Here is a 12,302-nt window from a genome sequence, read left to right as displayed (position 1 = left end):
TATGTCCACTCTTGCAGCCAACGCCCCCGGCGTCGCGGGCAGCGGTCTCGCGGACGTCGCGGCGTCCGAGGCCTCGCTCCGCCGCTTCCTGCACGGCCTGCCCGGTGTCGACCAGGTCGGCCTGGAGGCGCGTGCCGCCATGCTCGGCACCCGCTCGGTCAAGACCACGGCCAAGGCGTACGCCATCGACCTGGCCATCTCGATGATCGACCTGACCACGCTGGAGGGCGCGGACACGGTCGGCAAGGTGCGCGCGTTGTGCACCAAGGGCAGGACCCCCGATCCGACCGACCCGACCACCCCGCGCGTCGCCGCGATCTGTGTCTACCCGGACATGGTCGCCACCGCGAAGGCCGCGCTGCAGGGCACCGACATCCAGGTCGCCTCCGTCGCCACCGCCTTCCCGGCCGGCCGCGTCGCGCTGCCGGTCAAGCTCGCCGACACCGCCGACGCGGTCGCGGCCGGCGCCGACGAGATCGACATGGTCATCGACCGGGGCGCCTTCCTCTCCGGCCGCTACCTGGACGTCTTCAACGAGATCGTCGCGGTCAAGGAGGCCTGCCGCCGCCCCGACGGCAGCCACGCCCACCTCAAGGTGATCTTCGAGACCGGCGAGCTGCAGACGTACGACAACGTGCGCCGGGTCTCCTGGCTGGCGATGCTGGCCGGCGCCGACTTCATCAAGACCTCCACCGGCAAGGTCGCCGTCAACGCGACCCCGCCGGTCACCCTGCTGATGCTGGAGGCGGTCCGCGACTTCCGCGCGGCCACCGGCGTCCAGGTCGGCGTGAAGCCCGCCGGCGGGATCCGCACCACCAAGGACGCCATGAAGTACCTGGTGATGGTCAACGAGACCCTCGGCGACGACTGGCTGAGCCCGCACTGGTTCCGCTTCGGCGCCTCCAGCCTGCTCAACGACCTGCTGATGCAGCGTCAGAAGCTGACCACCGGACGGTACTCCGGCCCCGACTACGTGACGGTGGACTGATCACCATGGCCAAGAAGAAGAACACCGAGGAGCCCGCGGCCCAGAAGCCGGCCGGCGGCCTCTTCACGTACGCCCCGGCGCCCGAGTCGCCCGCCGCGGCCGGCGACATCGCCGGCTCCTACGGCCACTTCATCGGCGGCGAGTTCGTCGACTCCTCGGGCAGCGAGGCGCTGAAGACGGTCAACCCGGCCACCGAGCAGGTGCTCGCCGAGTTCGCCCGGGGCACCGAGGAGGACGTCGACCGCGCGGTCGCCGCCGCCCGCAAGGCCTTCGCCGACTGGTCGGCGCTGCCCGGCAGCGAGCGGGCCAAGTACCTGTTCCGGATCGCCCGGATCATCCAGGAGCGCAGCCGCGAGCTGGCGGTGCTGGAGTCGATCGACAACGGCAAGCCGATCCGCGAGACCCGCGACGTCGACCTGCCGCTGGTCGCCGCGCACTTCTTCTACTACGCGGGCTGGGCCGACAAGCTGGACCACGCCGGCTTCGGCCCGAACCCGAAGCCGCTGGGCGTGGCCGGCCAGGTCATCCCGTGGAACTTCCCGCTGCTGATGCTGGCCTGGAAGATCGCCCCGGCGCTGGCCACCGGCAACACGGTCGTGCTGAAGCCGGCCGAGACGACCCCGCTGACCGCACTGCGCTTCGCCGAGATCTGCCGTCAGGCCGGTCTGCCGAAGGGCGTCGTCAACATCGTCACCGGCGACGGCCGCACCGGTGCCGCGCTCACCGCGCACCCGGACGTCAACAAGGTCGCCTTCACCGGCTCCACCCCCGTCGGCCGGGCGATCGCCAAGCAGGTGGCCGGCACCCGCAAGAAGCTGTCGCTGGAGCTGGGCGGCAAGGCCGCGAACATCGTCTTCGACGACGCGCCGCTCGACCAGGCCGTCGAGGGCATCGTCAACGGCATCTTCTTCAACCAGGGCCACGTCTGCTGCGCGGGTTCGCGCCTGCTGGTCCAGGAGTCCGTCCAGGACGAGCTGCTGGACGCCCTGAAGCGCCGGATGGGCACCCTGCGGGTCGGCGACCCGCTGGACAAGAACACCGACATCGGCGCGATCAACTCCGCCGAGCAGCTGGCCCGGATCACCGCGCTGGCCGAGGCCGGCGAGGCCGAGGGCGCCGAGCGCTGGTCGCCCGCCTGCGAGCTGCCGGGCACCGGCTTCTGGTTCCGGCCGACCGTCTTCACCGGCGTCGGCCAGGCCCACCGGATCGCCCAGGAGGAGATCTTCGGCCCGGTGCTGTCGGTGCTGACCTTCCGCACCCCCGCCGAGGCGGTCGAGAAGGCCAACAACACCCCCTACGGGCTCTCCGCCGGCATCTGGACGGAGAAGGGCTCGCGCATCCTCTGGATGGCGAACAAGCTCAAGGCCGGCGTGGTCTGGGCCAACACCTTCAACAAGTTCGACCCGACCTCGCCGTTCGGCGGCTACAAGGAGTCGGGCTACGGCCGCGAGGGTGGCCGGCACGGTCTGGAGGCCTACCTCGATGTCTGATGTCGTGAGCCGTCTTGATGTCCTCAAGACCTACAAGCTGTACGTCGGCGGGAAGTTCCCGCGCTCCGAGAGCGGGCGGGTGTACGAGGTGACGGACGCGAAGGGCGAGTGGCTGGCCAACGCCCCGCTCGGGACCCGCAAGGACGCCCGCGACGCGGTCGTGGCCGCCCGCGCGGCGGTCAAGGGCTGGGCCGGCACCACCGCGTACAACCGCGGCCAGGTGCTGTACCGGGTCGCCGAGATGCTGCAGGGCCGGCGCGAGCAGTTCGCCGCCGAGGTGGCGCTCTCCGAGGGCATCGGCCCGAAGAAGGCCGCCGCCCTGGTGGACGCGGCGATCGACCGCTGGGTCTGGTACGCCGGCTGGACCGACAAGGTGGCCCAGATCGCGGGCGGCGCCAACCCGGTCGCCGGCCCGTACTTCAACCTCTCCACCCCGGAGCCGACCGGTGTGGTCGGGATCGTGGCCCCGCAGGCCGGGTACGGGCACTCGCTGCTCGGCCTGGTGTCGGTGATCGCCCCGGCCGTCGCGACCGGCAACACCGTCGTGGTGGTGGCCGCGGCCGACGCGCCGCTGCCCGCGCTGTCGCTGGGCGAGGTGCTGGCCACCTCGGACGTCCCGGGCGGCGTGGTCAACCTGCTGTCCGGCCGGACCGCCGACATCGCGCCGACCCTGGCCTCGCACCAGGACGTCAACGCCCTGGACCTCACCGGCGCGATCGCCGCCGACGGTCCCGGCGCGGCGGTCGCGCTGGAGACGCTGGCCGCGGATACCCTGAAGAGGGTGATCCGCCCGGAGCTGGACCCGTTCGCCCAGGACTGGACCAATGCTCCCGGAACGGACCGGCTACTCTCGTTCCTGGAGACCAAGACGGTCTGGCACCCGATGGGTATCTGACCACCAGGTCCCCGTAGCGGCTACACTCCGTGACCGCGTGTCGGTGACACAACTCCACAGACTGGCCGTCCCCCGTGCCCTCTCCCCCCCAGGGCCCGGACGGTCACAGGACGGACCCGCGCCTCTCCCCCCCTGGCGCGGGTCCGTCGACTTTCGTCGCCGCGACCGCCGCCTTTCGGCGCTGCCACCGGCCCCCGCCGCCCCGCCAGACTGGGCCGACACCGCGCAACGAGGGGGGACGACGTCCGTGGGAGAGCTGGCCGGCGAGCTGATGGCGCTGTTCGCGGACGGGTTCCGGCGCACCCTCCAGGTGGCCCGCGCCCGGCGCCGGCTGGCCGCCGGGCGTCCGGCGCGGATCCCCTGCTCGGCGCGCGCCGACGGGCCGGGCCCGCGCGGCGCGTACGTCGCCGGGCGGCTGCGGCTCGCCCCCGGTGCCCCGTCCGCCGCCTTCACCGCGCGCGGCCGCGCCCGGGTCGAGCTGGCCGCGGGCGGCACCTTCCACGCCCCCGAGCCGGACACCTGGTACGACCAGGACTGGGCCGCGACCGCCTACCGGGCACCCGGCGCCGCGCACGCCGTCCACCTCCAGGTCGACAGCCGCCTCCTGCCGCTGCTGCACGCCGTGCTGGGCGCTCCGGGGACGCCGCAGAACGTGTGATCCGGACGGTTTCGGCATCGGGCACCGATGCGTCAGACTGGTGTCCCGTGAGTGACTCCCCGCTGAACCCTGTGTCGATAGCCCGCGCCCGGGTGGTCCTGCTCGCCGGGCCCTCCGGATCGGGGAAGTCCTCGCTCGCCGAGCGCAGCGGACTGCCGGTGCTCCAGCTCGACGACTTCTACAAGGACGGCGACGACCCGAGCCTGCCGCGGCTGCCCGACGGCTCGGTGGACTGGGACTCCCCGCTGGCCTGGCACCGCGATCAGGCCGTCGCGGCGATCCGCGCGCTGTGCACCGCCGGCCGGGCCGAGGTGCCGGTGTACTCGATCCCGGACAACGGCCGGGTCTCCACCCGGGTGCTGGAGCTCGCCGGGGCCGGCGCGTTCGTCGCCGAGGGCATCTTCGCCGCCGAGATCACCGCCGACTGCGCCGCCGGGGGCCTGCTCGCCGACGCCCTGTGCCTGCGCAACGGCGCGCTGACGACCGCCTGGTGGCGGCTGCGCCGGGACGTCCGCGAGGGCCGCAAGTCACTGCCGGTGCTGCTGCGCCGCGGCTGGCGGCTGATGCGGGCCGAGCGCGGCATCGTCGGCCGTCAGGTCGCGCTGGGCGCGCGCCCCTGCGCCGGGCCGGAGGCCGGGCGCAGGATCCGGGCGGCGGCCGCGGCCGGCGAGCTGTCCGCCGTCTGAGCGGCCCCGGGCACGCGGAACGGCGGGCCCGGTGCGTCTCCCCCGCACCGGGCCCGCCGCCTTCCCCGGACGGTCGCGGTCCCCTCCCCGGTGCCGCCGCTCCCCCGAGCCGGCGCCAACCCGTACCGCGTCCGTCCTGCTACCCGTCCCCCGACGGGAGCCCCGTCCGGTCCCACCCCCACGGCGGACCGGAACGTCCAGGCCGTCCTACGCGACCAGCTCGCCGAACGCCCGCAGGGTGTCACCCGAGGTGTTCAGCTGCTCGTCGTCGCGCAGCCGGCGCAGCGCGCGCCAGATGCTGCTCTTGACCGTGCCGACGCTGATGTTGAGCACATCGGCGATCTCCGGGTCGGTCTTGCCCTCGTAGTAGCGCAGCACCAGCATGGTGCGCTGGTTCTCCGGCAGCTTGGCCAGCGCCTGCCAGAGCACGGCGCGCAGCTCGGTGCCGCCCATCGCGTCGGTGTCGCCGACCGTCTCCGGCAGTTCCTCGGTCGGGTACTCGTTGACCTTGCGGCGCCGCCAGGCGGAGATGTGCAGGTTGGTCATGGTGCGGCGCAGGTAGCCCCCGACCGCGGCCTTGTCGGTGATCCGGCCCCAGGCGCGGTAGGTGCTGAAGAGCGCGCTCTGCAGCAGGTCCTCGGCCTCGTAGCGGTCACCGGTGAGGTGGTAGGCGGTGGCGTACAGGGAGGCGCGGCGCTCGCGCACGTACGCGGTGAACTCCGTGATGTGGTCCTCGGCGACGGCGGGCCGCTCCGGTCCGGCGTCGGGCGCCGCCGCGGGGCTCAGCCGCAGCAGCGTCGCCCCGGCGGCCTCGCGGCCGGCCGACTCCCCCGAGTCGGCCTTCCGCAGGCCGGTCCCCCCGACGCCCCGGTTCCCCCCCGGGGCGTCCTTGCCCTCGACGCGCACGGGGAGGATCCCCCGCAGCGTCAGGGTGCCGGCGGAGTCGGCCGCGTTCCCCCGGCGGCCGATCCCGTACAGCTCCCCCGCCCTGCCGCCGCCGCTCACCCGGCGGACGACAGTGTTTCCACCGGTGCTGTGCGCGCACCCCCGCGCGATCACGGCACCGGAGGTCTCCTCGGTCCCGGCCGCCGGCCGGGTCCTGAACGCGGTGGCCGATGAACGCGCGGTACGGACAGCCGGGTTGGTCCGGGTCTGAAGCGTGGCGTTCATCGTGCGCCCCCTTGATCGGTTCGAGCGGTTCCGTTGCCGCCGCCGTCGGCCGGCCGATTGGCCCGCTGTCCTGCGGCGACATCGAAAATCCTGCCCGCCGGTTGTGATGGCGCTGTCCGTCGACTGTCACAGGGCTGTCACAGGGTCGGGTCTTTCGGCCCGTTCACCCTTCCCCGGTTGACGGACGCCGGTCACGGGCGCCGCGGTTCCCCGGGGGGTCCCGCCGGGCGGTTGGGGGTGATTACCCGCTCCGGGTGAGCCAGAATGAGGCCGTGCCTTTCCTCCTTCTGATCGAGGACGACGACGCCATCCGCACCGGCCTCGAACTCGCCCTCACCCGCCAGGGCCACCGCGTGGCCACCGCCGCGTCCGGCGAGGACGGTCTGAGGCTCTTCAAGGAGCAGCGGCCGGACCTCATCGTGCTCGACGTCATGCTGCCCGGCATCGACGGCTTCGAGGTGTGCCGCCGGATCCGGCGCACCGACCAGCTGCCGATCATCCTGCTGACCGCCCGCTCCGACGACATCGACGTGGTGGTGGGCCTGGAGTCGGGCGCGGACGACTACGTGGTCAAGCCGGTGCAGCCGCGGGTGCTGGACGCCCGGATCCGGGCCGTGCTGCGGCGCGGCGAGCGGGAGAACTCGGACTCCTCGGTGTACGGCAGCGTGGTGATCGACCGCGCGGCGATGACCGTCACCAAGGACGGTGCGGACCTCCAGCTGACCCCGACCGAACTGCGGCTGCTGCTGGAGCTCAGCCGGCGCCCCGGTCAGGCGCTGTCGCGCCAGCAGCTGCTGCGGCTGGTCTGGGAGCACGACTACCTGGGCGACTCCCGGCTGGTGGACGCCTGCGTCCAGCGGCTGCGGGCCAAGGTCGAGGACGTGCCCTCGGCGCCGACGCTGATCCGCACGGTGCGCGGCGTCGGCTACCGGCTGGACCCCCCGGCGTGAGCGCCGTCCCCCGTCCGGCGCCGGCGATATCCCGCCGCGCACCCTGGATCCCCGCAACGACAGGCTCCCGTGACTGACCATCAGACCCCGGCCCGGTTCACCTCCGGCCCGTGGCGAAGGCTGCGCTCGCTGCGCGTGCGGCTGATCGCGGTGTTCGCCGCGGTCGCGCTGCTCACCGCCGTCTCGGCCTCGGGCATCGCGTACTGGCTCAACCGCGACGCGGTGCTCAAGCGCGCGCAGGACACCGCGCTCAACGACTTCCGGGTCTCGCTGAGCCGCAATGTGTCGAGCCTGCCGCTGAGCGCGACCTGCGAGGACCTCGACACGCTGGCGAACACCGTCGCCAGCTCCGGGCTCAGCTACGACGTGGTGGTGGCGGACCCGGCGCTGCCGGACTGCATCGCCTCCTCCAGCCCCTCCCAGTACACGCTGGCCAACGTGCCGACCGCGCTGCAGACCGCGGTCGGCAAGCAGCGCGAGATCACCGAGTCCAACCCGTACACCTACCACCTGTACTGGCAGCGGCAGAACCTCGACGGCCGGCCGTTCGTGATCGGCGGCACGAGGGTGGTGCCGACCGGTCCGACCGCGTACATGTTCAAGTCGCTGGAGAACGAGCGGGCCGACCTCAACACGCTCGGCTGGTCGCTGGCGATCGCCACGCTGCTGGCGCTGATCGGCTCGGCGCTGCTGGCGCAGGCCGCCTCGGCGACGGTGCTGCGGCCGGTGCGGCGGCTCGGCGACGCGGCGCGGCGGCTCGGCGAGGGCCATCTGGACACCCGGCTGGAGGTCGACGGCTCGGACGAGCTCGCCGACCTGGCGCGGACCTTCAACCGGACCGCGGAGTCGCTGCACGAGCAGGTCGAGGAGCTGAGCGCGCGCGAGGCGCAGAGCCGGCGCTTCGTCGCCGACATGTCGCACGAGCTGCGCACCCCGCTGACCGCGATGACCGCCGTGACGGACATCCTGGAGGACGAGGCGGAGTCGCTGGACCCGATGATCGAGCCGGCGGTGCGGCTGGTGGTCAGCGAGACCCGCCGGCTGTCCGACCTGGTGGAGAACCTCATGGAGGTGACCCGCTTCGACGCCGGCACGGCCAAGCTGGTCGCCGACGAGGTGGACATCGCGGACCTGATCATGTCCTGCATCGACGGCCGGGCCTGGTACGACGCGGTCGAGGTGGACGCGCCGCGCGGGGTGCGGGCGGTGGTCGACCCGCGCCGGCTGGACGTCGTCTTCGCCAACCTCATCGGCAACGCGCTCAAGCACGGCGGCTCGCCGGTGCGGGTGCGGGTGCGCGAGGACGAGGACAGCGTGGTCGTCGAGGTGTCGGACAGCGGTCCCGGCATCCCCGAGGACGTGCTGCCGCACGTCTTCGACCGGTTCTACAAGGCCGACAAGGGGCGGGCCCGTTCGGAGGGCAGCGGACTCGGCCTGTCCATCGCGATGGCCAACGCGCAGATCCACGGGGGGACCATCACCGCCGCGAACGGCGAGGTGGGCGCGGTGTTCACGCTGACCCTGCCGCGGACCCCGCCGCCCCCGCCGCCGGCCGACACCGCCCCCGAGGAGCGTGCCCAGTGAGCCGTGTCCGCCCGAACCGCGGTCGTGGACCGCGCCGCCCGTGGGCCGCCGCCGCGCTGCTGGGGCTGGCCGCGCTGGCGGCCGGCTGCGGCATCCGTCCGACCGCCGTCCCGGTGGACGCGGGCGCGCCGGCCAGCCGGACCGCCTGCCCGACGGTGGCGCGGATACCCACGGCACCGAGCACGCCGTCCCCGGCCGCCGGTACGGGCGCGGGCGCAGGCGCGCAGGCCCCGGCGCACGCCGCCGGGGCGCGGGCCGGCTCGCCGTCCGCGGCCGCGCCGGGGGCACCGTCCGGGGTGGCGTCCGCGTCGCCGTCGCCCGTCGTGGTGACGCCGACGCCGCCGGCGGACAACGCGTTCGGCGCGCTGCCCTCGCCCACCGCCGCCACCACGCCGCCCTGCCGGTAGGGGTCTTCCGAGGGGGCGCGGGGACCGCCGGGACCGCCGGATCCACCGGGCGGTTTCGTCGCGCTCCCCGCCCACCCCCCGGCGCGCGCGGCGAAGTTCACACCGGGCATGGAACCGTCGCGCCGCCGGTGCACGTCCTACCCCCCGTGCAGCGAGATGGCACCAGGCCGCGCGAGGAGCGGGCCGGCGTGCGGACCGAGACCGGACGGGCGACGGCCGTCCAGCGAGCCCAGCGTCCACTGCGGGTGGTGGGGCTGCTCGGCCTCACCGTCCACCTGGCACTGGTGGGCTGGATGGTGCTGAGACCGTTGCCGGTGGCCTGGGTCGACGACGCCAACCTGACGCCGCTGGCCTCGCTCCGATCCTCCAGCGCGGGCCAGGTGCTCGGCGAACTGGTGCTGCTCTGCCCGCTCGGCGTCCTCCTCCCGCTCGCCGGGGGCCGCCCGGCCACCCGCTGGCTCCCGTCCTTCCTGCGCACCACCGGCGCCTCGGCCCTGCTGGCCACCGCGCTGGAGTTCCTCTCCTCCTGGGCCCCGGGCCATGTGCTCAACGTGGACCACATCCTGCTCGCCGTCACCGGCGTCGCGGCCGTCCACCTCGCCGTGGTCCCCGCCGGCCGCTCCTTCCTGCTGCGCCGCGCCGCGGCACCCCGGGCCGTGCGGGCCGCTCCCCCTGCCACGCCCGCGCCCGCCGCCGTACCCGCGCCTGCGGCTCCGGCGGTCTACCCGGAACCGGTCTCCAGCCACGGGCACTGAGGCTCGGAGCTGCTCGCCGGGCACCACGGCCAGGTCGCGGCCGCACACGGTCCGGGATCGATCAACTCCCCCTCCCCGGGGGCGGAGCGGCCGCACTCCCGGCACGACAGCGCCACCTCGGCCCCGGCCGCGCGCAGCCGGTCCGCGATCCGGCGGACGTCGCCCAGGCAGTCCTGGCCGATCCGCACCGGAGCCCGGTCCAGCAGGCACCTGACCTCCCGGAGACTCAGCCCGTCCCTGGTCCGGAGCACCTGGAGGACAGCGAGCCGGCGCTCCCCCACGCGGGTGAGGACGGCGTCGAACTGCGGCTCCTCCAAGGCCCTCAGCCCGCGCGGCGGACCCGGCCGCCGACCTCGACCAGGCCGTCGGCCCCGATCCCCGTGACGAGCTGCGAGCCGCGTCCCTGGGTGATCGTCAGACCGCGCCCCCGTTCGGCGGTCAGCAGGATCGCCGCCGCCCCGGTGGCCTCGTCCTCGTCGATGCCGTCGCCGCGGCCCGGGAAGGCCCGGGCGCGGACGGTGCCCGCCGCCTCGTCCTGCCAGGCCCAGGCGTAGATCCACTCGCCCGGTGGCGGCACCGCCAGGCCGTCCACCTCGGCGGGCGTCGGGTACCGGCGCAGCGTGCGCGGCGGGGCCCAGGCGGCCGGGGCGGCGATCCGGGTGAACGCGCCGTCGCGCCGCACGCCGACCACACCCGCCGGGGTGACCAGACGGTCCACGCCGAGCAGCCAGGCGGCGCCGACGCACGGGTGGCCGGCGAAGGGCAGGCGCAGGCCGGGGGTGTAGATGTCGATGACGCCGCGCTCCGGGTCGTCGACGAACACCGTTTCGCTGAAGCCGAGTTCCCGGGCGAGCGCCTGCCGGGCGCGTTCGCCGGGGACGGCGGCGCCGTCCCGGACGACGCCCAGCGCGTTGCCGTGGCCGCCGTCCGGGCCGCAGAACACCCGCAGCACCTCGTGGCCGGTCATCCCCCGCTCGCCCCCGCGCCGCCGGGGCCCGCCGCCGGGCCGCGGGTGGGCCCCGGGGCCGGGTTCGGCCTCGGGTTCGGGTTCGGGTTCGGCCGCGGGCCGGGGCGCATCGCCGGGCCCGTCCCCGGGGCCGCGCCCGGGCCCGCGGCCGGGCGGGGCGGCCGGACGGCCAGGGCCGGGCGCGCCTTCTGGCGGCGGTGGGCCACCACCAGCGTGCCGATGCCCATCGCGATCGAGGTGGCGCCGGTGATCGCCATCGGGGTGTTGGTCGACGATCCGCCGGTGGAGGCGAGGTCGACGGGCGGCGCCGGGGCCGCCACGGTCACGGTGACGGCGGGCACCGGTGCGGCGGCGGGCTCGCCCGTCGGCGTCGGGGTGGTCTGCGCGGCCGGGACGGCCGCCTGCGTGCCGGCCGCCTCCGGCGTCGGGGTGACCGCCGCGAGGCCGACCGCCGGGCCGCCGGAGCCGACGGCGCTCGGCGCGGTGGCCGACGGCTCGGCGGAGGCGCTCGGGGCGTCGCCGTCCGAGGGCGGCGTGCTCGGCACGGCGGTCGGCGTGGCCGGCGCGGCGGCCGCCACGGTGACGTCGACCGAGGAACTGGTGGCCGGCACCCCGGCGCCGCCCCCGCCCAGGGGCAGGCTGCTGCCGGCGAACTGCACCGACACGACGCCCGCCGGGACGTCCGGACCGAACGCCAGCCGGACGTTGAGCGTGCGGGACTCGCCGTCGCCCAGCCGGACCGGGGAGGCGTCCCGGTCCGGTGCGCGCAGCGCCAGGGTGAGCGCCCCGGGGGCGCTGCGGCCGTCGTCGGGGGCGGCCGCGAGCCACTGGCCGTCCGGGGTCTGGAAGTCCAGCGAGGCCGCCCCGGCGGTCAGACCCGCGCCCCGGAGGGTGAGTTCGGGCCGGAAGGCGACGTCCTTGCCGCTGCGGTTGGTGAGTGTCAGCCGGAACGGCCTGGCCTCGCCGCCGGCGGTGAAGGAGCCGGGCACCGCGTCCAGGCCGAGGTAGGGCACGCCGGGCGCGGGGGCGGTCGTCGGCGCGCCGGTGGGCCCGGCCGCGACGGTGGTGAACTCCTGGTGCGGGGTGTTCGCCTCGGAGATCCGGCTCTCCGGCGGCAGGGTCGGGTCGGAGACCACCGCCCGGAACCCGGCGGTGGCCCGGCCGGCGGGCGCGTCGGCGGTGACGGCGAGCCGCAGCCGGTACGTCGCGGAGGCGCCGGCGGGCAGGCTCAGCCGGGTGGCGAAGGTGTCGAGCTCCCAGGTGGCGCCGACGGTGGCGCCCGGGCTGAGCGCGGCGGGCTTCCACGGGCCGCCGCCGGGGGCCTGGTACTCCAGCTTGAGCTGGGTCTCGCGGACGCCGGAGTCGACGTTGGCAACGGTGAAGCCGGTGGTGACGTCGACGGCGTGGTCGGCGGAGTTGCGCAGGGTGGCGGTGAACTCGGCGGCCGGGCCGCCGGCGGTGAAGGCGGCGGGGAAGCCGGTGAGGGTGGCCGTCACCGGGCCGCGCTGGTTCTGGGGGCCGAGCGCCGGGCCCGGGGTGCCCTGGCCCTGCCGCACCGTCCCGGTGGCGCCGCCGGAACGCGGCAGCGCGGACGCGCCCGGGGCGGCCGCGGTCAGGGCCACGCCCGAGACCAGGGTGGCGGCGGCGGCGAGGGCGAGGGATCTGCGGTGCTGAGTACGCAAGGGGGACCTCACGGAAGAAAGGCGGGCGAACCCGACGAACCCGGCAGCAGGCGGTTCGCCGAGGTGGGGG

Annotated in this window: 13 protein-coding genes; 9 read left to right on the top strand and 4 right to left on the bottom strand. The window is 75.2% G+C overall.

All coding sequences use genetic code 11. The features are described from left to right. Position 1: 1 nt before the first annotated feature. From deoC to ACFVVL_RS06295, 5 genes are all read left to right on the top strand, one after another. Positions 2 to 988 (top strand): deoxyribose-phosphate aldolase, encoded by a 987-nt coding sequence (deoC, locus tag ACFVVL_RS06315; RefSeq protein WP_387671676.1) that lies wholly within the window; start codon positions 2 to 4, stop codon positions 986 to 988. A 5-nt stretch (positions 989 to 993) separates the two neighbouring features. Beyond that, positions 994 to 2,478 carry an aldehyde dehydrogenase family protein gene (locus tag ACFVVL_RS06310; RefSeq protein WP_380296756.1) on the top strand — a complete coding sequence of 495 codons (1,485 nt, stop codon included), beginning with the start codon at positions 994 to 996 and terminating at the stop codon, positions 2,476 to 2,478. Then, positions 2,471 to 3,373, top strand: a complete 903-nt coding sequence (locus tag ACFVVL_RS06305; RefSeq protein ID WP_387671674.1) for an aldehyde dehydrogenase family protein — start codon at positions 2,471 to 2,473, stop codon at positions 3,371 to 3,373. The genes ACFVVL_RS06310 and ACFVVL_RS06305 overlap by 8 nt, the downstream gene beginning before the upstream one ends. A 247-nt stretch (positions 3,374 to 3,620) precedes the next feature. Next, positions 3,621 to 4,031, top strand: coding sequence for a hypothetical protein (locus ACFVVL_RS06300; RefSeq protein WP_380422746.1), 411 nt, complete (start codon positions 3,621 to 3,623; stop codon positions 4,029 to 4,031). A gap of 47 nt (positions 4,032 to 4,078) precedes the next feature. Continuing rightward, positions 4,079 to 4,717, top strand: coding sequence for a uridine kinase (locus ACFVVL_RS06295; RefSeq protein WP_380296752.1), 639 nt, complete (start codon positions 4,079 to 4,081; stop codon positions 4,715 to 4,717). 207 nt (positions 4,718 to 4,924) lie between these two features. Here ACFVVL_RS06295 and ACFVVL_RS06290 read toward each other — a convergent pair whose 3' ends face one another. Further along, complete coding sequence (locus tag ACFVVL_RS06290; RefSeq protein ID WP_387671671.1) at positions 4,925 to 5,887, bottom strand: SigE family RNA polymerase sigma factor; 963 nt, start codon at positions 5,885 to 5,887, stop codon at positions 4,925 to 4,927. 272 nt (positions 5,888 to 6,159) lie between these two features. Between ACFVVL_RS06290 and ACFVVL_RS06285 the strand changes: the two genes are divergently transcribed. From ACFVVL_RS06285 to ACFVVL_RS06270, 4 genes are all read left to right on the top strand, one after another. Beyond that, the gene (locus tag ACFVVL_RS06285; protein ID WP_030300621.1) at positions 6,160 to 6,837 is read left to right on the top strand and encodes a response regulator transcription factor; all 678 of its coding nucleotides are present in this window, start codon (positions 6,160 to 6,162) and stop codon (positions 6,835 to 6,837) included. A 69-nt stretch (positions 6,838 to 6,906) separates the two neighbouring features. Next, the gene (locus ACFVVL_RS06280; protein WP_380296750.1) at positions 6,907 to 8,421 is read left to right on the top strand and encodes an ATP-binding protein; all 1,515 of its coding nucleotides are present in this window, start codon (positions 6,907 to 6,909) and stop codon (positions 8,419 to 8,421) included. Continuing rightward, complete coding sequence (locus ACFVVL_RS06275) at positions 8,418 to 8,828, top strand: hypothetical protein (protein ID WP_380296749.1); 411 nt, start codon at positions 8,418 to 8,420, stop codon at positions 8,826 to 8,828. The genes ACFVVL_RS06280 and ACFVVL_RS06275 overlap by 4 nt, the downstream gene beginning before the upstream one ends. 188 nt (positions 8,829 to 9,016) lie before the next feature. Further along, entirely contained in the window at positions 9,017 to 9,583 is a 567-nt protein-coding gene (locus ACFVVL_RS06270) for a VanZ family protein (RefSeq protein WP_387671668.1), read from the top strand. Here the strand turns inward: ACFVVL_RS06270 and ACFVVL_RS06265 are convergent. Genes ACFVVL_RS06265 through ACFVVL_RS06255 form a run of 3 tightly spaced genes read right to left on the bottom strand, consistent with a single transcriptional unit; the run spans position 9,550 to position 12,232 of the window. Continuing rightward, positions 9,550 to 9,900: a ribosomal protein L7/L12 gene (locus ACFVVL_RS06265; RefSeq protein WP_387671666.1), complete on the bottom strand. Its 351-nt coding sequence runs from the start codon at positions 9,898 to 9,900 to the stop codon at positions 9,550 to 9,552. The two genes, ACFVVL_RS06270 and ACFVVL_RS06265, sit on opposite strands and share 34 nt — an antisense overlap. Before the next feature lie 5 nt (positions 9,901 to 9,905). Next, positions 9,906 to 10,550, bottom strand: a complete 645-nt coding sequence (locus tag ACFVVL_RS06260; RefSeq protein ID WP_387671664.1) for a PhzF family phenazine biosynthesis protein — start codon at positions 10,548 to 10,550, stop codon at positions 9,906 to 9,908. Beyond that, positions 10,547 to 12,232 (bottom strand): hypothetical protein, encoded by a 1,686-nt coding sequence (locus tag ACFVVL_RS06255; RefSeq protein ID WP_387671662.1) that lies wholly within the window; start codon positions 12,230 to 12,232, stop codon positions 10,547 to 10,549. The genes ACFVVL_RS06260 and ACFVVL_RS06255 overlap by 4 nt, the downstream gene beginning before the upstream one ends. Positions 12,233 to 12,302: the final 70 nt, after the last annotated feature.

The sequence above is a fragment of the Kitasatospora sp. NPDC058115 genome (assembly GCF_042884635.1).
Taxonomy (GTDB): domain Bacteria; phylum Actinomycetota; class Actinomycetes; order Streptomycetales; family Streptomycetaceae; genus Kitasatospora.
This window is presented reverse-complemented; position numbering and strand designations above follow the sequence as displayed.

What these genes read in the sequence shown, in the direction of transcription:
- ACFVVL_RS06290 (WP_387671671.1), bottom strand. Translation starts at nt 5,887, where the DNA reads ATGAACGCCACGCTTCAGACCCGGACCAACCCGGCTGTCCGTACCGCG.
- ACFVVL_RS06310 (WP_380296756.1), top strand. Translation starts at nt 994, where the DNA reads ATGGCCAAGAAGAAGAACACCGAGGAGCCCGCGGCCCAGAAGCCGGCC.
- deoC (WP_387671676.1), top strand. Translation starts at nt 2, where the DNA reads ATGTCCACTCTTGCAGCCAACGCCCCCGGCGTCGCGGGCAGCGGTCTC.
- ACFVVL_RS06260 (WP_387671664.1), bottom strand. Translation starts at nt 10,550, where the DNA reads ATGACCGGCCACGAGGTGCTGCGGGTGTTCTGCGGCCCGGACGGCGGC.
- ACFVVL_RS06305 (WP_387671674.1), top strand. Translation starts at nt 2,471, where the DNA reads ATGTCTGATGTCGTGAGCCGTCTTGATGTCCTCAAGACCTACAAGCTG.